Here is a 22,037-nt window from a genome sequence, read left to right as displayed (position 1 = left end):
GCAAATGCCAACCAGTTCAGGACATACAAAAGCTATTCGTGCGTCGCGCGTCATTGGTACCAATGTGTACAATAGCAGCGGTGATAAGATTGGTGAAATCGAGGATGTGATGCTCGACAAGACCACGGACGGTATCATGTTCGCGGTCGTCGGTTTTGGGGGCTTCCTTGGAATTGGCGAGAAATATCATGCCGTGCCGTGGAAGCTCCTCGACTTCGATGAAGCAACGGGCGGGTATGTTGTGCCATTCACCAAGGAACAGCTGGAGCAAGCACCGGCTCATGGCATAACCGAACTGACAGAGAATGACGGTCTGCAGGTCCGCGACAGATCATTCTCGTATTACGATGACGTAGCGGCTTGACAGGCGCTACATCATGGATTGAGGCCGTCATTGACGGCCTTTTTTCTGTTTTGATCCACAATTCGTCTTTGTGGGGATTTTCCTTGTCATGTTCATTCGCTATTCAGTGGCCAGCCCAAGGCTCAATGCTCATTGAAAGGGAATACTCCATGACTGCTATTGTCGATATTATTGGCCGCGAGATTCTGGACAGCCGCGGGAACCCGACTGTTGAGGTCGATGTCGTTCTCGAAGACGGTTCCATGGGCCGCGCAGCGGTCCCCTCAGGTGCCTCGACCGGCGCGCACGAAGCAGTTGAATTGCGCGACGGTGGTACACGCTATCTCGGCAAGGGTGTTGAAAAGGCTGTCGACGCGGTCAATGGCGAATTATTCGATGCCATTGGTGGCATGGAAGCGGAAAACCAGATCCACATCGATCAGACGATGATCGACCTCGATGGTACGCCGAACAAGAGCCGTCTCGGGGCCAACGCGATTCTTGGCGTATCTCTTGCCGTTGCCAAAGCCGCAGCTGAAGCGTCAGGCTTGCCGCTCTATCGCTATCTCGGCGGTCCGAGCGCCCACGTATTGCCTGTGCCGATGATGAACATCATCAACGGCGGTGCGCATGCCGACAATCCGATCGACTTTCAGGAATTCATGATCTTGCCGGTCGGCGCGTCTACTTTTGCCGAGGCCGTTCGTTATGGTTCGGAAGTGTTCCACACGTTGAAGAAGCGTTTGAAAGATGCGGGCCACAACACCAATGTCGGCGACGAGGGCGGTTTCGCACCGAACCTGAAGACGGCGCAGCACGCCCTGGATTTCATTATGGAGTCGATCGAGAAGGCGGGTTTCAAGCCAGGCGAAGAAATCGCGCTTGGTCTCGATTGCGCCTCGACCGAATTCTTCAAGGACGATAACTACGTCTATGAGGGCGAAAAGAAATCTCGCGATCCGAAGACCCAGGCGAAATACCTCGCTGAGCTCGTCGGCGATTATCCGATCATCACCATCGAAGACGGCATGGCTGAAGACGATTGGGACGGCTGGAAATATCTGACAGAGCTCGTTGGTAACAAGTGCCAGCTCGTTGGGGATGACTTATTCGTCACCAATTCGGCCCGCCTGCGCGATGGCATCAAGATGGGCGTCGCGAACTCGATCCTCGTCAAGGTCAACCAGATCGGCACGCTTTCTGAAACATTCGACGCCGTCGATACAGCACATCGCGCTGCCTACACCGCGGTTATGTCGCATCGCTCGGGAGAAACTGAAGATACGACCATCGCAGATCTCGCCGTTGCAACCAATTGCGGACAGATCAAGACCGGTTCGCTCGCCCGTTCAGACCGGGTCGCGAAATACAACCAGCTCATTCGTATCGAGGAAGAGCTCGGACCGCAGGCAAGCTATGCAGGGCGCGGTATCTTCCGCAGCGCCTGATAAACTGTCGATCTACAGCAAAATGGCGGGCGTAATGCCCGCCATTTCGTTTTGTCCTGCGCTGTTGGTAATCGCCTGTTAAGCAAAACATTGTCTTATGGACTGGAGAAAAATCGGGCCAGTGAGTCTGATTCCTTGGGTTTGCGGGTCTATGGAAATGTGGACAAAACAGCGAAAAAAAACCAAACGGGGGCGGTTGATCGTTCCGTTGCTCTCCACTCTGTTTTTCGCCTATTTTGGTTTTCACGCATACCATGGCGAATACGGACTCTATTCAACTATCAAGCTGCAAGAGCAAACCCAGTTGCTGCAGGCGCAACTCGACGCGGTCAAGGCAACGCGTTCCGAGCTTGAACGCCAGGTTCAACTTATGCATGATGGTACGATCGAGAAGGATATGCTAGACGAACAGGCCCGCAAGGGGTTGAATGTATCTCGGCCGGACGAAGTCACTATCATGCGTGGCTCCGGCGATCTAGCTATTAACTGATTTCTGGTTAATCGACGTTTTTCTCTGTATTTTGAACATCTTATTTGCATAGCACTTATTCGATTCTGCATATTGTAAGTTGCGCCCCTGCTGCTATTCTCGTGCGACCAATTCACAGGGAGTGAGATATGGCCACGAGGGCGAAAAAAAGCCCTGCGCGTTCTGCGCAGACCTCCGCTATTAAAGCACCAAAACCAATCCAGTTCACCAAGGAACAAGAATTAGAAGCCTACCGGCACATGCTGCTGATCCGCCGCTTTGAAGAAAAGGCCGGTCAGCTCTACGGTATGGGTTTCATCGGTGGTTTCTGCCATCTCTACATCGGTCAGGAAGCTGTCGTCACCGGCATGCAAATGTCGCTGAAGGAAGGTGATCAGGTTATCACCGGCTATCGCGACCATGGCCACATGCTGGCTTGCGGCATGAGCCCGCGCGGTGTCATGGCGGAGTTGACAGGACGGCGCGGCGGCCTTTCCAAGGGGAAGGGCGGTTCGATGCACATGTTCTCCAAGGAGAAGCACTTTTACGGCGGACACGGCATCGTCGGTGCCCAGGTTTCGCTCGGTACCGGTCTCGCCTTCGCCAATCGCTATCGTGATAACGGCAATGTTTCGTTGGCTTACTTTGGCGATGGTGCTGCCAATCAGGGTCAGGTCTACGAAAGCTTCAATATGGCTTCCCTGTGGAAGCTGCCGGTTATCTATATCATCGAGAACAATCGTTACGCGATGGGCACATCGGTTTCGCGCGCTTCAGCCGAGACGGATTTTTCCAAGCGCGGTATTTCATTCAATATTCCGGGAATTCAGGTCGACGGCATGGACGTGCGTGCGGTCAATGCTGCAGGTGAAGAGGCTGCAGCCTGGGCACGCTCCGGCAAGGGGCCGATGATTCTTGAAATGCAGACGTACCGGTATCGCGGCCATTCCATGTCGGATCCGGCCAAATACCGTTCCAAGGACGAAGTGCAGAAAATGCGCTCCGACCATGATCCCATAGAGCAGGTGAAGCACCGGTTGATCGAAAACGGATGGTCCACTGAGGACGACCTGAAGAAGATCGACAAGGACGTTCGCGATATCGTGGCCGATGCAGCCGATTTCGCCCAGTCCGATCCTGAGCCGGATCCGTCCGAGCTTTACACCGACATTCTGCTCTAAGGGAGGCGCTATCATGCCTGTAGAAATTCTGATGCCCGCGCTCTCGCCGACTATGGAAGAGGGCAAACTGTCAAAATGGCTAAAAAAAGAAGGCGACAAGGTCACTTCCGGTGACGTGCTCGCTGAGATCGAGACCGACAAGGCGACGATGGAAGTCGAGGCTGTCGATGAAGGAACGCTTGGCAAGATCCTTGTTCCGGAAGGCACCGACAACGTAAAAGTCAATGCGGTGATTGCCGTTTTGCTTGGTGAAGGCGAAAGCGCCGATGCCGCCAGCGCGCCCAAGGCGGCGAATGCTGAAGCGCCTGCGGAAGAAGCGCCGAAACAGGAAGCTGTGGCGGAAAAGCCAACTGCATCCGTTCCTGCAGCGCCTAAGGCTGAAGTGGCTGCTGACCCGGATATACCCGAGGGAACCGAGATGGTTTCCACCACCGTCCGCGAAGCGCTTCGCGACGCAATGGCGGAGGAAATGCGCCGCGACCCTAACGTCTTCATCATGGGCGAGGAAGTCGCCGAATATCAGGGCGCCTACAAGATCACCCAGGGCTTGCTTGACGAGTTCGGTCCGCGCCGCGTTGTTGATACGCCGATCACAGAACACGGCTTTGCCGGCGTCGGTGTTGGTGCTGCGATGACGGGTTTGCGTCCGATCGTCGAGTTCATGACTTTCAACTTCGCCATGCAGGCGATCGACCAGATCATCAATTCCGCGGCCAAGACACTTTATATGTCTGGCGGCCAGATGGGCGCACCGATGGTGTTCCGTGGTCCAAGCGGCGCCGCCGCCCGGGTCGCTGCCCAGCACTCGCAGTGCTACGCCGCCTGGTACAGCCATATTCCGGGTCTGAAGGTCGTGATGCCATATTCGGCTGCCGATGCGAAGGGCCTGCTCAAGGCTGCCATCCGCGATCCAAATCCGGTAATCTTCCTCGAAAATGAAATACTGTACGGTCACTCGTTCGATGTGCCGAAGCTGGACGATTTCGTTCTCCCGATCGGCAAGGCCCGCATTCACAAGAAGGGCAAGGACGTAACGCTCGTTTCCTTCGGCATCGGCATGAATTACACGGTGAAGGCGGAAGCCGAGCTTGCGAAGATGGGCATCGACGCGGAAATCATCGATTTGCGGACGATCCGGCCGATGGACATTCCAACAGTCATTGAATCGGTGAAGAAGACGGGGCGTTGCGTCACGATTGAAGAGGGCTACCCGCAATCTTCGGTTGGAACGGAAATCGCTACCCGCGTCATGCAGCAAGCCTTCGATTATCTCGACGCACCGATCCTGACAATCGCCGGCAAGGATGTGCCGATGCCTTACGCGGCAAACCTTGAAAAGCTGGCTTTGCCTAATGTTCAGGAAATCATCAACGCCGTCAAAGCTGTGACCTACACCGCCTAAGGGGAGGAACCCGATATGCCGATAAATATCACCATGCCGGCGCTTTCTCCTACGATGGAAGAGGGCAATCTTGCCAAATGGCTGGTCAAGGAAGGCGATAAGGTCACGTCCGGTGATGTCATTGCCGAAATCGAGACCGACAAGGCGACGATGGAAGTCGAAGCGGTTGACGAAGGCACTGTGGCCAAGATCGTTGTTCCTGCCGGTACTGAAGGCGTCAAGGTCAACGCGCTGATCGCCATTCTGGCGGGCGAGGGCGAGGACGTCGCGGCAGCTGCCAAAGGCGGCGGTGACGCAGCGGCGCCAGCCAAAGCGGAAGCACCGAAAGAAGACAAGAAGGCTGACGCTGCACCTGAAGCCGCGAAGGCTGAAGCACCGCAGGTGGCCGCTGCTCCAGCGCCGGCGGCAGCTTCCGCAGCTGCGAAGACCGGCGATCGTCCATTTTCGTCACCGCTTGCGCGGCGGATCGCCAAGGATGCAGGTATTGATCTTGGCGCGGTGACAGGTTCGGGCCCGCATGGCCGTGTGATCAAGAAGGACGTCGAGGCGGCGATTTCCGGTGGTGGAGCCAAGGCGGCTCCCGTTGCAGGAGCCGCGCCATCCGCTGCAGCGCCAGCAGCACCGAAGCCAATGTCTGACGATGCAGTGCTCAAACTGTTCGAGCAAGGCTCTTACGAGCTCGTACCGCATGATGGCATGCGCAAGACTATCGCCAAGCGTCTGCTCGAAGCCAAGTCGACGGTTCCGCATTTCTATCTGACGGTGGATTGTGAGCTCGATGCACTTTTGGCTCTTCGCGCGCAGATCAATGCCGCTTCGCCCATGCGCAAGACGGAAAAGGGCGATGTTCCAGCTTACAAGCTCTCCGTCAATGACATGATCATCAAGGCGATGGCGTTGGCGCTGCGCGATGTGCCTGAGGCGAATGTCTCCTGGACGGAAGCCAATATGGTCAAGCACAAGCATTCGGATGTTGGCGTCGCTGTCTCCATTCCCGGAGGCCTGATCACGCCGATCATCCGCAAGGCTGAAGAGAAGACGCTTTCCGCCATTTCAAATGAGATGAAGGATCTTGCCAAGCGCGCTCGCGACCGCAAGCTGAAGCCCGAGGAATATCAGGGCGGAACAACCGCCGTGTCCAATCTCGGCATGTTTGGCGTCAAGGACTTTGCGGCCATCATCAACCCGCCGCACGCGACCATTCTTGCGATCGGCGCGGGCGAGGAGCGGGCGGTCGTCAAGAAGGGTGAGATCAAGGTTGCAACCGTTATGTCCGTGACGCTTTCGACTGATCACCGCGCCGTTGACGGCGCCTTGGGTGCAGAACTTGCCCAAGCCTTCAAACGTCATATCGAAAACCCGATGGGCATGCTGGTCTGAGGGGCGCCATGAAAACGGTCCTTTGCTATGGCGACTCGCTGACCTGGGGATACATTCCCGATGGCTCGGGTCGCCATGCGCTCGGGGATCGCTGGCCGGAGGTTCTTCAAACTGAACTCGGGCGCGGGGTTCACGTCGTTACCGATGGTTTGAATGGCCGCACGACGGCTTTTGACGACCATTTGTCCGGTTTCGAGCGCAACGGCGCCAAGACACTGACCACCGTACTTGGTGCGCATTTTCCGCTCGATCTCGTGATCATCATGCTTGGTAGCAATGACATGAAGAACTTTATCTGTGGTAATGCCCAAGGCACCAAGCGCGGTATGCAGCGGTTGATCGAGATTGTCCGCACCGCGCCGTATCAAATGAACGCAAAGGCGCCGCAGATCCTGATCATGTCGCCTCCAGCGCTTACGGCGATTGACGAACTGGAGTTCCAACGAACTTTCGAACAGGGCATCGAACAGTCACGCCTGCTCGCTGCCTTTTACAAGAATGCCGCTGAACTTGTTGATTGTGCATTTTTCGATGCGGGCTCGGTCGCCAGAACTTCGCCATTAGATGGCGTTCATCTTGATGCAGAGAATACACGGGCAATCGGCAAAGCCATTGCACCCATCGTTCGAGATATACTCGAGCTTTAAGCAGGAGGACCAAGGTCTTGGCCAATAATTACGACGTGATCATCATTGGTTCGGGCCCGGGCGGCTACGTTACCGCCATCCGCTCCGCACAGCTCGGTTTCAAGACCGCAATCGTCGAGCGTGAACATCTTGGTGGCATCTGCCTGAACTGGGGTTGTATCCCGACCAAAGCCTTATTGCGCTCGGCAGAGATTTTTCATTATGGCCAGCATGCCAAGGATTACGGATTGACCATCGAGGGAAAGATTTCCGCCGATGTCAAAGCAGTCGTTCAGCGGTCACGCGGGGTTTCGGGCAGACTCAATGCCGGCGTCGGATTCCTGATGAAGAAGAACAAGGTCGACGTGATCTGGGGAGAGGCCAAGCTGTCGAAGCCCGGCGAGATCGTTGTCTCCAAGACCTCGAAAAAGCCGATGGAGCCACAACCGCCGCTACCGAAAAATGCTTTGGGCGAGGGTACTTATTCGGCTAAGCATATCATTCTCGCCACTGGCGCCCGCCCGCGCGCGCTGCCGGGCATCGAGCCGGACGGCAAGCTAATCTGGACCTATTTCGAAGCAATGGTGCCGCCGGAAATGCCTAAATCACTTGTTGTTATGGGATCTGGCGCAATCGGGATCGAATTCGCGTCGTTCTACCGTTCCATGGGTGCAGAGGTGACTGTCGTCGAACTTCTGTCCAACGTGATGCCTGTCGAGGATGCCGAAATCTCCGGGATCGCTCGCAAGCAGTTCGAAAAGCAGGGTATGAAAATCATCACGGACGCCAAGGTGACGAAGGTCGATAAAGCCGCGAATTCAATCACCGCACATGTCGAGACCAAGGACGGCAAGGTAGAGAAGATCACTGCGGACCGACTGATTTCGGCGGTTGGTGTTCAGGGTAATATCGAAAATCTTGGGCTCGAGGCTTTGGGCGTGAAGACCGATCGTGGTTGCGTCGTGATCGACGGTTACGGCAGGACCAACGTGCCCGGCGTCTATGCCATTGGCGATGTTGCCGGACCACCAATGCTCGCGCACAAGGCTGAGCATGAAGGTGTGATCTGTATCGAGAAGATTGCAAACTTCCCGGGCGTTCATCCTATCGAGAAGGACAAGATTCCGGGCTGTACCTATTGCCAACCACAGGTTGCGTCCGTTGGCCTCACTGAAGCGAAGGCCAAGGAGAATGGTCGCGAGATTCGCGTCGGGCGTTTCCCGTTTGCCGCAAACGGCAAGGCGATTGCGCTTGGCGAAGATCAGGGTCTGGTCAAGACGATCTTCGACAAAAAGACCGGCCAGCTGATCGGCGCCCACATGGTCGGTGCGGAAGTCACGGAACTTATCCAGGGCTTCGTCGTCGCCATGAACCTCGAAACGACCGAAGAGGAATTGATGCACACTGTCTTCCCGCATCCGACTTTGTCGGAAATGATGAAGGAAAGCGTGCTGGATGCCTATGGCCGTGTGTTAAACGCGTAAGCAACGAAGGAAATTTGGCTCTTGGTCACCATCAAGGATAGCAGACCCTGGATCAGCCTTTCATGGGCGATCCTCAAATGGTCGACCTTGATCGGCCTTGGGCTCGGGTTTGTGCCGTCCGCCTTGAGTCTGGTTTCAGGCAACACCATATCCATTAACGGAACGGCAATCGGCGGTTGGCTTGGTGTCTGGATTGTTACCTTTGCTTGCGGGTTGGGTGGTTTTCTTTTCGGTGCTATATGGGCCTTGGTGTTGCGCGCAATTGCCATTGCATCAGGGCGCTAGCGAGGGGAGAGAAGCATGGATCAGCCAGTTGGTATTATGGGCATGCCCGGTGTCGGTTTCTTTGGAATGCTACTTATCGGCTTCCTCGCCGGGTATATCGCAGAAAAGGCAACGAACCGTAATCATGGCCTTTTAACCAACATTCTTGTAGGCATCGCCGGCTCTTTCGTTGGCGGCACGCTGGCAGGTCTGCTGGATTTCAATTTCTACGGTTTTTTTGGAAACCTGATCGTTGCGACAGTTGGCGCAATTCTCATTCTGTGGGTCTTCGGCAAAGCCAGGCCCGCAAGCTAGTCTAGGATAATTTGATGGTAACGGTACTCGACACGATCGATCAAAAGCGGCGTCTTCGGCATCCCGAAAAAGCGCATCGCCCGGACTCGGAGATTCTGAAGAAGCCGGACTGGATAAGAGTCAAGGCTCCCGTGTCGAAAGGCTATTCGGAAACGCGTGACATCGTGCGCTCGCACAATCTTGTCACGGTGTGTGAAGAGGCCGGCTGCCCCAATATCGGCGAGTGCTGGGACAAGAAGCACGCAACATTCATGATCATGGGCGAGATCTGCACCCGTGCCTGCGCGTTCTGCAACGTCGCGACTGGTCTGCCAACCGCGCTTGATCCGAATGAGCCGGAGAATGTCGGCAAGGCCGTTTTGAAAATGGGTTTGCAGCATGTGGTCATCACTTCGGTCGATCGTGACGATCTCGCTGATGGCGGTGCGCAGCATTTTGCCGATGTGATCCATGCCATTCGCCGTATTTCGCCCGGAACGACCATCGAGATTTTGACACCGGATTTCCTGCGCAAGGAAGGCGCTTTGGAAATTGTCGTGGCTGCCCGTCCAGATGTCTTCAACCACAATCTTGAGACTGTTCCGTCCAATTATCTCAAAGTTCGTCCGGGCGCACGGTACTTTCACTCGATCCGCCTGTTGCAGCGGGTGAAGGAACTTGATCCGACGATCTTTACAAAATCCGGCATTATGGTTGGGCTTGGAGAAGAGCGTAACGAAGTGCTGCAGCTGATGGATGATCTGCGTTCGGCGGATGTGGATTTCATGACGATTGGCCAGTATCTGCAGCCAACACGCAAGCATCACGCCGTACTGAACTATGTAACGCCGGACGAATTCAAATCCTATGCGACAATCGCCAAAACCAAGGGGTTTTTGGTCGTAGCATCAAGTCCGCTAACACGTTCATCGCATCATGCCGGTGAAGATTTCGCCAGGCTGAAGGCTGCACGCGAGGCGCTGCACGCAAACCGCGCGTGACCGATGCCGAAATTTGAAACGACCCGCCATGTGAAGCATCGCGCCGAACAGATGTTTGATCTGGTCGCCGATATTGAGACTTATCCGCAATTTCTGCCGATGTGCGAGAGCTTGAAAGTGCGTTCACGCAAGGAAAGTCATGGTAAGACGTTGCTGATTGCCGACATGACTGTCGGCTATAAGCTGATCCGTGAGACCTTCACCAGCCAGGTTCTTTTGAAGCCGGAAGAAAAAGTCATCATCACCAAATATATAGACGGGCCATTCCGCTATCTCGACAATCGCTGGCAATTCGTCCTGGATGAAAATCCGGAACATTCAGCAGTGAAATTCTATATCGATTATGAATTCAAGAGCCGCACGCTTGGCTTTCTCATGGGGTCGATGTTCGACATAGCCTTCAGGAAATTCACCGAAGCTTTTGAAAAACGAGCGGACTCAATCTACGGCAAGTGATCCGCCACGCTGCCCGGCCCGCCCGCAGGAACGAAACCGCGCGCTATCCGTTACGTTAATCGCAAGGAGGTTGTGATGTTAACGACCAAACTGATCGGTGCGCTATTCGTTGTTTGCGGGCTTTTGTATATGGCCGGAATTGCGGTTTATCGCGGTGAGATGAGTGAATCCCATTCGCGCAACGGTGATTCTGCCGGTCTTGAACCGCGCCATCGCGGTCTGCGTTTTCTCGGTTTGAAAGCGAATTGGCCGGGCCTTGTGGTTGCTGCAATAGGCGCGCTGATGCTGTTATTACCATCTGCTGCGTAACCGTTAGTCCTACCGTAGCGCCCGCAAAAGCATATCAAGCGCAGCATTGACGGCGGCATTGCGGATTGATGCGCGACCGTGATCAACAAACAGGTGGCGCGCTGCGACCGGCGGCTTGTCTTTCAGGGCCAACCCAAACCAGACAAGTCCTATGGGCTTGGCGTCCGAACCGCCACCGGGTCCGGCGATACCTGTTACCGAAACCGCAATGCCTGCGCGCGAATGTGCGAGGGCGCCTGTTGCCATAGCCAAAGCGACTTCCTCAGATACCGCACCGTGTTTGGCGATCAGTTCTGCCGGGACGCCAATCATTTCTTGCTTGGCTTCGTTGGAATAGGTGACGAACCCGCGGTCCACGACATCTGACGAGCCACCGATATCAGTCAGCGACGCTGCGATCAAACCACCGGTGCAGGATTCAGCCGTGGCCAGTAGAATGCCGTGACGACGGCAGGCTTCAAGGACCGCAATTGCCTTGGCTTCTGCGATGAGCCCGCTCATTCCGGCAGCCCTCCCGGGTAGATCACAGATGCCGTCGCAATGGCTGCAATGCCTTCCTTACGACCGATGAAACCGAGCTTCTCATTGGTCGTGGCCTTGATAGAAATGCGATCCACGGAAATGCCCAGCATTTTTGACAATGCTGCTGTCATCGCCTCACGGTGCGGACCTACTTTCGGCGCTTCGCAGATCAGCGTAACATCCGCATTGGCAATCCGGCCGCCGGCTTCCTTGACGATTTTCACCGCATGCTCCACGAAGATATGCGAGGCAGCGCCCTTCCACTGTGGATCGGACGGTGGAAAATGCGTGCCGATGTCGCCGGCGCCGCGTGTTGCGAGCAGGGCGTCGGTCAAAGCGTGCAGGGCAACGTCGGCGTCCGAGTGCCCGGACAGTTTTTGATCATGTTCGATGAATACGCCGGCGAGCATCACGCCATTGCCCGGCTCGAAAGCATGCACATCGTAACCGTTCCCGGTGCGCACGTCCGGAAATGCCGAATATTTTTGCGACAGGCGATCATCGGCCATTTCGATATCCTTTGCCCAAGTCAATTTCGTGTTGTCGGCCGATCCTTCAACGATCCGCACCGGCAGGCCATGCCATTCGGCGATCGCCGAATCGTCCGTGAAGTCGGATCGGCCAGCTGTAAATGCTGCGTTATGCGCATTGAGGATCGGCAAATAGGGAAATGCTTGCGGAGTCTGCGCTGCATAAAGGCCTGCGCGCGGTACCGTTGAGCTGACCATCGCGTCCGGTCCGGCAGCTTTCAACGTATCCGACACAGCAAGGACCGGCAGGACCCCGATATGCGGGGTCAGATTGAAAATGACCCGCTCCAGCAGATCTGCCGAAATAAAGGGGCGAACACCGTCGTGAATCAACACGTGATCCGGTGTTTTCTCCTTGAGAGCCAGAAGCCCGAGACGTGTCGATTCCTGGCGGGTTGGTCCACCTGTCACCGCAGTAACTCTTGCGGCGTGATCTCCAAGAGCCAAGGCGAACAGCGCATTGTCTTCCTTGTGGATTACCACAACGACGTGGTCGATCAACGGGCAATCAAGAAATGCGCGCATCGTGTGCGCCAGAACGGCCTCTCCGCCAATCTTGCGGTATTGCTTTGGTCCTTCAACGCTTTGGCCTGCGCGTTCACCGCGTCCGGCCGCTACAATGACCGCAGATACCCGCATTTCCTTATTGTCAGACTTCCCCGGCACGCTTCTCTCCGTTCGATGCAGACTGCGTTACCCTTTGCCAAACGGAAAGACCAGAACTTTAGCAACGACCGGGTCGAAATCCGGCCATTCGCTGTACGCAATGCCTTGCGAAGAGGCACGGACGTGTCTAAAGGATAGGCTATTACGAAATTGCATACGAAACAGGCAGAATCGCGTGATCGAATTGGATCAACCACTGGATATCGGCGGGGTACATTTGCGTAACCGCGTGTTTCTGGCGCCGATGTCTGGCGTCTCTGACCTGCCGTTTCGCCGGTTGGCGTGGCAGGCCGGAGCCGGCATGGTCGTCTCGGAAATGGTTGCAAGTGCAGAGCTTTGCACGCGCGAACGCGGCAACCTGTTGCGCCTCAGGGGTGATGGATTGGGCACGCACGTTGTGCAGATCGCAGGCCGTGAAACGCGATGGATGGCTGAAGCAGCGAGGATCGCCGAAGGCGAGGGCGCTCATATCGTCGATATCAACATGGGTTGCCCGGCCAAAAAGGTAACGGGTGGCTTGTCGGGCTCGGCACTCATGCGCGATCTCGATCATGCGTTGACACTGGTTGAAGCAACAATCGGTGCTGTGCAGATTCCGGTTACGTTGAAAATGCGGCTCGGCTGGGATGACGATAGTATCAATGCGCCGGAGCTAGCTGCGCGTGCAGAGCAGGCCGGTATCAAGATGATCACCGTGCATGGCCGCACGCGCTGCCAGTTCTACGAAGGCAAAGCTGATTGGCACGCTATTCGAGCTGTCAAGGACGCCATTTCGATCCCTCTCGTGGCTAATGGCGATGTTCTTAACCGTGACGATGCAAAGGCAATCCTAGAGGCCTCGGGTGCCGATGCGGTCATGGTAGGCCGCGGATCTTACGGTCAACCTTGGCTACCAGGAACGATCGTTCACGGAAACGAACCAGATGCCAGCCACATGATCGCCGATTATGCAGTCGCGCATTACGAAGCGATGCTCTCGCATTACGGCGAAGCCACGGGTATTCGCCATGCGCGCAAACATCTTGGCTGGTATCTCGACAAACACGGATGCGACGTAGGGCCCCTTGTCCGCGCATCGATCATGACCGAAACCAATCCCCAGCACGTTGCACGACGTCTCCACGCTGCGCTCACAAATACAGAAGAAATGAGGAAGGTGGCCTGATGACAGCATCGGATAAATCTATGCTGGGCGACCGGTTGGCGGGCATCGTCCTGAATTCGATCCGGCACCCGGTGATCATGCTCGATGATGCAGGTTATATTTCTTATGCCAACGCCGATGCTGAAGCGTTCTTCCGCTCAAGCGCCAACATTTTGAGCCGCAACACGCTCGATATGCTGCTGCCGTTCGGCAGCCCACTGCTGGCGCTGGTCAAGCAAGTGCGCGAAAACCCGTCGCCAGTGAACGAGTACCGCGTCGATGTCTCGTCACCGCGGCTCGGCCAGGACCGGATTGTCGATCTCTATGTCACTCCCGTCAGTGAATCGCCGGGTTCGATCGTCATTCTTTTCAAGGAACGCTCGATGGCGGAAAAACTCGATCGGCAGATGACGCATCGCGGCGCGGCGCGTTCGGTTACTGGCCTTGCATCCATGCTGGCGCATGAAATCAAGAACCCGCTCTCTGGCATCCGGGGAGCAGCGCAATTGCTTGAGACCGGCCTTTCTGACGATGACAGGGCGCTGACACGGTTGATCACCGATGAGACCGACCGGATCGTGTCACTCGTCGATCGTATGGAAGTTTTTTCCGACGAACGCCCGATAGAACGGGAAGCGGTGAATATTCACGTGGTGCTCGATCACGTCAAAGCCATCGCCAAGAACGGATTTGCCAGCCATATCAAGTTTCACGAGGACTATGATCCGTCGCTGCCTTATGTGTTCGCAAATCGCGATCAGCTTGTTCAGGTGTTCCTCAATCTCGTAAAAAATGCAGCCGAATCCATCGGCGCCAACGAGCCAGGCGAAATCACACTCTCAACCGCGTTCCGTCCAGGTATTCGCCTGTCGGTTCCAGGTATGCGCACCCGAGTGTCGCTGCCGCTCGAATTTTGCGTTTCGGACACGGGTGCGGGTGTGACGCCCGATATTATGCCGCATCTGTTCGACCCGTTCATAACCACAAAGCCGAATGGTTCCGGGCTTGGCCTCGCTTTGGTCGCCAAGATTGTCGGGGACCATGGCGGCGTCATCGAATGCGATTCCGTACCGCGCAAGACGACATTCAGAATTCTCATGCCCGCATGGCAGAGCGGTCCGCTTGATGACGACCATGCAGACGACAGTCCATATACGAAGAAAGCAGGATCCTGATCATGAGTTTGGGCAGTATTCTCGTCGCAGATGACGACGCAGCAATCAGAACGGTCCTCAATCAGGCGCTCTCCCGTGCAGGTTATGACGTCCGCATAACGTCGAATGCAGCCACCCTGTGGCGCTGGATATCGGCGGGCGATGGCGATCTCGTAATCACCGATGTGGTGATGCCCGATGAAAACGCTTTCGATCTCCTGCCACGCATCAAAAAATCGCGACCCGATCTGCCCGTCATCGTCATGAGTGCGCAAAACACCTTCATGACCGCCATTCGTGCCTCTGAGGCGGGAGCCTACGAATATTTGCCCAAACCGTTCGATCTGACGGAACTGGTCAGCATCGTTGGTCGAGCACTTTCGGAACCGAAGAAAAAGCCGGAAAAATGGGCTGCCGACGAGCAACCCGATACAATGCCGCTGGTCGGCCGCTCGCCAGCGATGCAGGACATTTATCGGGTATTGGCGCGCATGATGCAAACCGATCTGACGGTGATGATTTCCGGTGAGTCCGGTACCGGCAAGGAGCTGGTGGCGAAGGCTCTGCATGAATATGGCCGCCGGCGCAAAGGTCCGTTCGTCGCCATCAATATGGCAGCGATTCCGCGTGACCTTATCGAGTCAGAATTGTTCGGCCATGAGCGCGGGGCTTTCACTGGCGCGCAGAACCGGTCGAGCGGACGGTTCGAACAGGCGGATGGCGGCACGCTGTTCCTCGACGAAATCGGCGATATGCCGATGGAAGCACAAACGCGGCTTTTGCGCGTGTTGCAGCAGGGTGAATATATGACCGTCGGCGGGCGCACACCGATCAAGACCGACGTGCGCATTGTTGCTGCCACCAATAAGGATCTGCGCACCCTGATCAATCAAGGCCTTTTCCGCGAAGATCTGTACTATCGTCTCAATGTCGTGCCGCTGCGCCTGCCACCCTTACGCGAACGCGGCGAAGATATTCCGGATCTCGTGCGCCATTTTTTCAAGATGGCAGCGAAAGACGGTCTGCCTGAAAAACGTATCATGGCTGATGGCCTCGATCTTATGCGGCGTTACCCTTGGGCAGGTAACGTGCGCGAACTGGAAAACCTCGTCCGCCGTCTTGCCGCTCTCTATCCCCAGGAAGAGATCAATGCGGACGTCATCGAGGCGGAACTCAAGGCCGACCTGCGGCCAACCGAGCCATCGTCGAATTCGATGGCGGACCAGGATGTAACTATCGGCCAGGCGGTCGAACTGAACATGCAGCGCTACTTCCTTTCCTATGGGGACGACCTACCACCCGTCGGTCTTTATCAGCGCGTGCTGGAGGAGATGGAGTATCCACTTATCCTTTCTTGCCTGACGGCGACACATGGGAACCAGATCAAGGCTGCCGAATTGCTGGGACTCAATCGCAATACATTGCGTAAGAAAATCCGCGAACTGGGCGTCAACATCTACAAGAGCACCAAGAGCGAACGCTGAACAGGCGGCCTTTGCTCTTTAAGAAATCATTAAGTATTATCAAATGATTCACCAGTTCTAACAATATCAATAGAAGATAAAATTGTAACTACTGCAACAGAGCCTTTTTAAGGTGAGTATGTGCAGAGTAATCACCAGAAATCTCGTGAATTAAACGCAATCGGTTAGCGCCGAATTGCCATTGGATCATACGGAGGTGCATGGTGTTCAGTTTTGCAGAACGATTGATGTTGTTCAATCAGTACGAAATCTTGAAGAAGCTTGATCCTCAAAAATCGAGCCTCTACGCGCGGCATCAGGAAGTCGTGGAGAAGGGTTTCGAGAGTCTTTATGAGGATCTCGGAATTTCAACGACGACACTGAGCAAGGAAGAGGCCCAGGAAATGGACGACATCCTTGCGCTGTTCCGCGCAATAAAGGCTTCAAGTGGGGGTGCGGCCAGCAACATGCCGGGCAAAACGGAGTTTGTTGGCTTTGGCTCCGGCCAGCCTGACGAGCGTTTCGCTTATGCCGACTTCCTCAGCAACATCCTGAAGTTCCCGCTGGAAGTCTCGAACAGCCCTGACAATCGGCCGGAACTGCAGCTCAAAAAATATCGCACCATGCTGAAGCGATGGGACGAAATCGGCAGGAAGCGCGAGCTTTCCGCTGACCAGATCGAACATCTGGTCGCTTGACCTGCACAGATACAAATGATTGTGGCCGGCAATGCCGGCCACAATCATTCAGGCTTGACGTTCAACCCAATGAGCCAAGGTAGTCGAGTTTCCCGACAGGCACGCCGTTGTGGCGCAGAATGTTTTGAGCTGTCGTGACATGAAAATAGAAGTTCGGCAGGACGAATTTCTGAATGTAGTCTTCGCCGCTCAGCGTTATCCCCAACTTGCCGAATTTCAGCGTAACTTCCTTATCTGCAGTGCCATCGAGCGTTGAAGGATCGACGCTCTCTAAAAATGCAACTGTCTTGGCTATGCGTTCTCGCAACTCGGCAAAATCCGCTTCCTCATCGGGGAATTTCGGAACTTCGATTGACGTCAGGCGGGCGATTACGCCCTTCGATGTGTCACTAGCCCGCTGGATTTGGCCGGAGAACGGCAGCATATCCGGCGCCAGACGCGCGTTGACGAGAACAGCCGGAGCAATTTTCTTCTCCTCAGCGAATGCCTCAGCCTTGTCGATCAACGACGAAAGAACGGAGAAACCACGGACAAATGCCGGAACGGAAATCTTGTGCATGGATAATGACATAGGCGTGCTCCTTTGAAGCATTTCAGAACTAGCAGAATCTATGATCGAGATGAAATTTAGAATGGAGTTGTGACATTGTAGCGTGCCAAGCGCAAATACGTCGCGGCCTCTCTTTTTCAAGGCCACCCGGTCGCTAAATCTTGCGAAGCTTGGGTTCGAAAATTGTGGGGGGACTCTCGTCGGCATGAACTATGCGGTTCCGCCCCTGGTTCTTCGCTGCATAGAGGCACTTGTCAGCAGCAACCAACGCCTCCTCCAGATCCTGTCCAGGTCGGTGGATTGATATCCCGACGCTTACCGTGACGTCGAGATCGCTTATCCCGAGATATTTTGAGATATCCCGAACACCTGTGAGCACCCGATGCGATATCCAATCGGCCTTTCCAAGATCCGCACCCGTCAGGAAAATGGCGAACTCCTCACCGCCGAACCGCGCGGCGAAATCCCACTCACCGATGGTGGACCGGATAAGGATTCCAATCTCCTGCAGCACCCCGTCTCCAACGGCGTGGCCGTACCGGTCATTGATCGACTTGAAATGATCAGCATCGATATAGAGGACTGCACCGGCACTTTTTTCCCGGTCGCACAAGGCAATCTGTTTCTGCGCCTGCATGTAGAATTCGTTGCGGTTCGAGAGGCCGGTGAGATCATCTTTGCGCAGAGCGAGGTCGAGTCTTAGAGCGGTTTGCTTGAGACGATAGTTAAGCCCGACGAGAAAAGCGCCGAGCGGGACGCTCACGATAATAACAATGATTGTTGTGACGATGAGCGCCACATCGAGACGATCCAGTCTTACGACCAAAAAGAAAAGAACCGTGAGCAAATCCGAGGCAGCAATCGCCATGCCGACCATGATCGCGACCTGTTTTAAAGGTGGCAAGTCGCCGAATTTCGTCATCCATAAATCGTAGGTCGTCATTGCCGTCCGCCGAGTGTGTTCTTACTCCATATATCGACAGGACCATAAGGAAAGCTCTTTACGAAGAGTGTAATTTTAACTGTTGTTATTTTTTATCGGATGTTCATCTGAGGCAAATTATTTCAGCCACATGTTTTATAAACGCGCTCGCGGCTGGAACTATCGCAAAAGAATGCAAAACTATTTTCTATCAAACAAAACCCATGACGCGATGCGGAATATAGGGCGCTTCTAGCGCAGCAATTTCATCGTCAGATAATTTTATTTGAAGAGACGCAACAGCATCATCTAGATGTGATGCTTTCGTAGCGCCAACTATAGTCGAAGTAACCTTGGTCAGAACCCAGGCAAGTGCTATTTGCGCGCGTGGCAGTTTCCGTTGCTCTGCTATTTTTGCAACTGCACTTACAACCTTCTTGTCAGCATCTTCAGTACCGGCATAAAGCGTTTTGCCGAATTCGTCGGTTTCAGAACGGGCGCTCGTTTCGTCCCAGTCACGCGTAAGCCGGCCGCGGGCGAGGGGGCTCCATGGAATGACGGCAATGCCCTCGGCCTTGCAGAGCGGTAACATTTCCCGCTCTTCCTCGCGATAGAGGAGGTTCACGTAGTCTTGCATGGAAACGAAGCGTGTCCATCCTTTCTGACTAGAGGTCGCAAGCATTTGAGCGAACTGCCAGGCATACATGGAAGATGCCCCGATATACCTCGCCTTGCCGGATTTCACGACTTCATGAAGAGCTTCCAATGTCTCTTCGATAGGCGTTTCGTAGTCAAAGCGATGGATCTGGTAGAGGTCGACATAGTCAGTGCCCAGCCGGCGCAAGCTCGCATCGATTTCCGCGAAGATGGCTTTGCGGGAAAGGCCCGCGCCATTTGGCCCTTGGCGCATCCGGCTGTTCACTTTTGTGGCGATGACAACTTCTTCGCGCGTACTGAAATCGTTCAGCGCACGGCCAATGATCTCTTCGCTGGAGCCGTCCGAATAAACATTCGCCGTATCGAAAAAATTGATACCAAGTTCCAGCGCTTGTTTGATGAATGGCCGGCTTTTTTCTTCTGAAAGCGTCCAGGCATGGTTGCCGCGATCAGGCTCACCGTAACTCATGCACCCGAGACATATCCGCGAGACTTCCAGGCCGGTGTTTCCGAAACGTACATATTCCATCTCAGTTCTCCATATTTAGTCTAAGCACGAACGTTGGAGCCTGTTGCAGGCGGCTCTTGCCAACGCGGCAAATGGACGATGTCTCCACAGTCGTAAGCCGTTTTGTCAATTTTGAAATGCCGATATGAACCTGTAACAACAAATTGACGCGAGGTTGGCCCCGACACAGATCCTGCAATTGTGGTGAGTGTTGAATATTCCATGTTGAACCAAGACAAAACGTTGCATTTCCGCCACAATGTGTTGCATGAGTGCCACGTGTAAGGAATCACGACAGCAATGCTTTTATCGAATTCGGTCAACCTATCTGGAAATTCGGCAGCTGGCGCAACAAGCGGCGGCATACAGAAGTTTTATTCAAGGGCCGGAATTGCCACGGTTGTTCTCGCGCTTCTCACCACGGGCGTCACTTTTCTGATCTTGACCGGAATGACGCCGATCCACCCGGACAGCCAGACTACGTTGCTGCTTACAAGTATCAATGCCGCTCTCATCGCGGCGCTCATGATGCTTATTGGACGCGAAGCCTACCGCATTGCGCGAGCCAGAACACGCGGGAAAGCCGCATCTCGCCTGCACGTGCGTCTAATCGTGCTGTTTTCGCTCGTCGCCGCCGTGCCGGCAATGATCGTCGCTATCGTCGCGTCCATTACACTCGATCTTGGACTTGACCGCTGGTTCGAGATGCGAAGTACGACCATCGTGAATTCGTCGATCAGCCTTGCCAATTCCTACATCCAGGAAAGTGCACGCAATTTGCAAGGCACGACGCTGGAAATGGTCAATGACCTTGATAACCAGCGCACGCTTTATAATCTCGATCGCAGCGGATTTACGCGTTTACTCACGCAACAGGCGCTGGGGCGGGGGCTTCTTGGCGCATCACTTGTCAGGTCAAATGGTGAAACCGCTGTGCGCGCCGACATCAAGACCGATATCGCCATACCTGCAATAGCAAGGTCGGTGTTGGAGACTGCATCGGACGGCAAGCCCGTGCTTATTCCGCCAGAACAAACCAATCTTCTCAGTGCAGTCATCATGATGCGAGAAATACCGGGTCTGTTTCTTTATACCGTCAGGCCCGTCGATGCGGACATCCTCAGTTCGAGCCGATTGATGGAGAAACGAACCGCTGACGAGCAGGCATCCGCCGGCGACGGGGTAACCACGCAGATCCTTTTTGCACTGCTCTATTTCGGCCTGACCCTGACGCTGCTCCTATCGGCTATCTGGACTGGCATAGCGGTTGCGGACAGGCTCGTGCGCCCCATTCGGCTGTTGATTGGTGCAGCTGATGATGTGGCAACTGGTAATCTCGATGTCTCGGTTCCTGTACATCGCAATGACGGGGACATTGGTTCTCTTTCGCAGACGTTCAACACAATGGTTCGGCAGTTGGGGACTCAGCGCAGTGATCTCGTTGCCGCCAAAGATCAGATCGATGAGCGGCGACGGTTCTCCGAAGCCGTGCTTTCAGGTGTGACCGCTGGCGTCATCAGTGTGAATGGTGATGGTGTCATAGGCATTGTCAACCGGTCTGCTGAAACGATGCTATCGCTCGACCCGGCAACCGCGATTGGCAAGAACCTGACTGCGCTCGTTCCGGAGATCGGACTGGTTTTCGAAGTCGCGCATGCAACGGGCCGCTCCGTCTATCGCGAGCAGGTGACCATGTCGCGTCGCGGCAGCGCACGGACCTTCAATGTCCAGATTACCGTAGAAGACGCTGAATCGATTGATCATTCCTACGTTGTGACTGTGGATGATATCACCGATCTGGTCGAGGCGCAGCGTTCGTCTGCATGGGCTGACGTTGCAAGGCGCATCGCTCACGAGATCAAGAATCCCCTGACGCCGATCCAACTTTCGGCTGAACGCCTGCGCCGCCGCTATAGCAAGGTGATTACTGAAGATCGGGAAGTTTTCGACCAATGTACCGAAACGATCATTCGGCAGGTCGGTGATATAGGCCGCATGGTCGATGAATTTTCGTCCTTCGCACGTATGCCCAAGCCGGAGATCAAAACGATGGATTTGCGCGAAGCTCTGCGCGAGGCCTCGTTCCTCGTCGAAGTCAGCCGCAGCGATATCCGTTTCGAGCGCGACTTTGGCAATACCCCGCTCATCGGTCAGTTTGACAGTCGTTTGATGGGACAGGCTTTCGGAAATGTTATCAAGAACGCCGCTGAATCCGTTGAATCCATTGTGAAAGAGACTCATGCGAACGGACACATTCTTGTCAGATCCAGACAGGATGATGCGGCGATCGTCGTGGAGATACTTGATAATGGCAAAGGCCTGCCGCGCGAACACCGCCAGCGACTGCTCGAGCCCTACATGACGACCCGCGAAAAGGGTACCGGACTTGGTCTTGCTATCGTCAAAAAGATTGTCGAGGACCACGCTGGACACCTCGAATTGCATGACGCGCCGGAAGATTTTTACGGGGGCCGGGGCGCCATGATCCGCATGACTTTTCCAACCACACAGACCGTTACGCCGGTCGAAGCAGAGACCGATAAATCGGCAAAACAGGTGAATTAAT

23 protein-coding genes are annotated in these 22,037 nt (G+C 54.9%); 18 read left to right on the top strand and 5 right to left on the bottom strand.

Annotated elements, in window-relative coordinates; genetic code table 11:
- Window positions 1-4: 4 nt before the first annotated feature.
- The 13 genes from LB462_RS07545 (at window position 5) to LB462_RS07485 (ending at window position 10,657) form a co-directional block, all read left to right on the top strand.
- Window positions 5-364 carry a PRC-barrel domain-containing protein gene (locus LB462_RS07545; protein WP_114430069.1) on the top strand — a complete coding sequence of 120 codons (360 nt, stop codon included), beginning with the start codon at window positions 5-7 and terminating at the stop codon, window positions 362-364.
- A gap of 149 nt (window positions 365-513) precedes the next feature.
- Complete coding sequence (gene eno / locus LB462_RS07540) at window positions 514-1,791, top strand: phosphopyruvate hydratase (RefSeq protein WP_224506687.1); 1,278 nt, start codon at window positions 514-516, stop codon at window positions 1,789-1,791.
- A 157-nt stretch (window positions 1,792-1,948) separates the two neighbouring features.
- The gene (locus tag LB462_RS07535) at window positions 1,949-2,281 is read left to right on the top strand and encodes an FtsB family cell division protein (RefSeq protein WP_114430194.1); all 333 of its coding nucleotides are present in this window, start codon (window positions 1,949-1,951) and stop codon (window positions 2,279-2,281) included.
- 128 nt (window positions 2,282-2,409) lie between these two features.
- Entirely contained in the window at window positions 2,410-3,441 is a 1,032-nt protein-coding gene (pdhA, locus tag LB462_RS07530; RefSeq protein ID WP_224506686.1) for a pyruvate dehydrogenase (acetyl-transferring) E1 component subunit alpha, read from the top strand.
- 13 nt (window positions 3,442-3,454) lie between these two features.
- Window positions 3,455-4,843, top strand: coding sequence for a pyruvate dehydrogenase complex E1 component subunit beta (locus LB462_RS07525; protein WP_224506685.1), 1,389 nt, complete (start codon window positions 3,455-3,457; stop codon window positions 4,841-4,843).
- Between the two features lie 15 nt (window positions 4,844-4,858).
- A complete protein-coding gene (locus tag LB462_RS07520; protein ID WP_224506684.1) occupies window positions 4,859-6,223 on the top strand; it encodes a pyruvate dehydrogenase complex dihydrolipoamide acetyltransferase in 1,365 nt (454 codons plus the stop codon).
- A gap of 8 nt (window positions 6,224-6,231) precedes the next feature.
- Window positions 6,232-6,870, top strand: coding sequence for an SGNH/GDSL hydrolase family protein (locus LB462_RS07515; RefSeq protein WP_224506683.1), 639 nt, complete (start codon window positions 6,232-6,234; stop codon window positions 6,868-6,870).
- Window positions 6,871-6,887: 17 nt separating this feature from the next.
- The gene (gene lpdA / locus LB462_RS07510) at window positions 6,888-8,333 is read left to right on the top strand and encodes a dihydrolipoyl dehydrogenase (protein ID WP_224506682.1); all 1,446 of its coding nucleotides are present in this window, start codon (window positions 6,888-6,890) and stop codon (window positions 8,331-8,333) included.
- Between the two features lie 21 nt (window positions 8,334-8,354).
- Window positions 8,355-8,618, top strand: coding sequence for a hypothetical protein (locus LB462_RS07505; protein WP_370637088.1), 264 nt, complete (start codon window positions 8,355-8,357; stop codon window positions 8,616-8,618).
- 15 nt (window positions 8,619-8,633) lie between these two features.
- The gene (locus LB462_RS07500; RefSeq protein WP_112529219.1) at window positions 8,634-8,912 is read left to right on the top strand and encodes a GlsB/YeaQ/YmgE family stress response membrane protein; all 279 of its coding nucleotides are present in this window, start codon (window positions 8,634-8,636) and stop codon (window positions 8,910-8,912) included.
- A 14-nt stretch (window positions 8,913-8,926) separates the two neighbouring features.
- Entirely contained in the window at window positions 8,927-9,892 is a 966-nt protein-coding gene (gene lipA, locus LB462_RS07495; RefSeq protein WP_112529217.1) for a lipoyl synthase, read from the top strand.
- 3 nt (window positions 9,893-9,895) lie between these two features.
- Window positions 9,896-10,348: a type II toxin-antitoxin system RatA family toxin gene (locus tag LB462_RS07490; protein WP_224506681.1), complete on the top strand. Its 453-nt coding sequence runs from the start codon at window positions 9,896-9,898 to the stop codon at window positions 10,346-10,348.
- A gap of 75 nt (window positions 10,349-10,423) precedes the next feature.
- Window positions 10,424-10,657, top strand: a complete 234-nt coding sequence (locus tag LB462_RS07485) for a hypothetical protein (protein ID WP_224506680.1) — start codon at window positions 10,424-10,426, stop codon at window positions 10,655-10,657.
- A 9-nt stretch (window positions 10,658-10,666) separates the two neighbouring features.
- On the opposite strand, the gene LB462_RS07480 is transcribed toward LB462_RS07485, so the two are convergent.
- Both LB462_RS07480 and LB462_RS07475 read right to left on the bottom strand, forming a co-directional pair.
- Complete coding sequence (locus tag LB462_RS07480; RefSeq protein WP_224506679.1) at window positions 10,667-11,158, bottom strand: CinA family protein; 492 nt, start codon at window positions 11,156-11,158, stop codon at window positions 10,667-10,669.
- Window positions 11,155-12,348 (bottom strand): bifunctional 2-C-methyl-D-erythritol 4-phosphate cytidylyltransferase/2-C-methyl-D-erythritol 2,4-cyclodiphosphate synthase, encoded by a 1,194-nt coding sequence (locus tag LB462_RS07475; protein WP_224507093.1) that lies wholly within the window; start codon window positions 12,346-12,348, stop codon window positions 11,155-11,157. Before LB462_RS07475 ends, LB462_RS07480 begins: the two co-directional genes overlap by 4 nt.
- 202 nt (window positions 12,349-12,550) lie before the next feature.
- On the opposite strand from LB462_RS07475, the gene dusB reads away from it, so the two are divergent.
- From dusB to LB462_RS07455, 4 genes are all read left to right on the top strand, one after another.
- Entirely contained in the window at window positions 12,551-13,540 is a 990-nt protein-coding gene (gene dusB, locus LB462_RS07470) for a tRNA dihydrouridine synthase DusB (RefSeq protein ID WP_224506678.1), read from the top strand.
- On the top strand, window positions 13,540-14,694 hold the full coding sequence (locus LB462_RS07465; RefSeq protein WP_224506677.1) for a two-component system sensor histidine kinase NtrB: 1,155 nt from the start codon (window positions 13,540-13,542) through the stop codon (window positions 14,692-14,694). Before dusB ends, LB462_RS07465 begins: the two co-directional genes overlap by 1 nt.
- 2 nt (window positions 14,695-14,696) lie before the next feature.
- Window positions 14,697-16,157, top strand: coding sequence for a nitrogen regulation protein NR(I) (ntrC, locus tag LB462_RS07460; protein WP_224506676.1), 1,461 nt, complete (start codon window positions 14,697-14,699; stop codon window positions 16,155-16,157).
- Window positions 16,158-16,357: 200 nt separating this feature from the next.
- A complete protein-coding gene (locus LB462_RS07455) occupies window positions 16,358-16,834 on the top strand; it encodes a YfbU family protein (protein ID WP_224506675.1) in 477 nt (158 codons plus the stop codon).
- A 61-nt stretch (window positions 16,835-16,895) separates the two neighbouring features.
- On the opposite strand, the gene LB462_RS07450 is transcribed toward LB462_RS07455, so the two are convergent.
- The 3 genes from LB462_RS07450 to LB462_RS07440 form a co-directional block, all read right to left on the bottom strand.
- Window positions 16,896-17,405 carry a DUF1993 domain-containing protein gene (locus LB462_RS07450; protein WP_224506674.1) on the bottom strand — a complete coding sequence of 170 codons (510 nt, stop codon included), beginning with the start codon at window positions 17,403-17,405 and terminating at the stop codon, window positions 16,896-16,898.
- Between the two features lie 133 nt (window positions 17,406-17,538).
- On the bottom strand, window positions 17,539-18,327 hold the full coding sequence (locus LB462_RS07445; protein WP_224506673.1) for a GGDEF domain-containing protein: 789 nt from the start codon (window positions 18,325-18,327) through the stop codon (window positions 17,539-17,541).
- A gap of 190 nt (window positions 18,328-18,517) precedes the next feature.
- Window positions 18,518-19,492: an aldo/keto reductase gene (locus tag LB462_RS07440; RefSeq protein WP_224506672.1), complete on the bottom strand. Its 975-nt coding sequence runs from the start codon at window positions 19,490-19,492 to the stop codon at window positions 18,518-18,520.
- A gap of 279 nt (window positions 19,493-19,771) precedes the next feature.
- Here LB462_RS07440 and LB462_RS07435 point away from each other — a divergent pair, with 279 nt between their 5' ends.
- On the top strand, window positions 19,772-22,036 hold the full coding sequence (locus tag LB462_RS07435) for a sensor histidine kinase NtrY-like (RefSeq protein WP_224506671.1): 2,265 nt from the start codon (window positions 19,772-19,774) through the stop codon (window positions 22,034-22,036).
- The last annotated feature ends 1 nt before the right edge of the window (window position 22,037 follow it).

This window comes from Phyllobacterium chamaecytisi, assembly GCF_020164455.1.
In the GTDB taxonomy this organism is placed as follows: Bacteria; Pseudomonadota; Alphaproteobacteria; order Rhizobiales; family Rhizobiaceae; genus Phyllobacterium; species Phyllobacterium chamaecytisi.
Note: the sequence above shows the minus strand (reverse complement) of the source record. Positions and strands in the feature narration are given on the sequence as shown.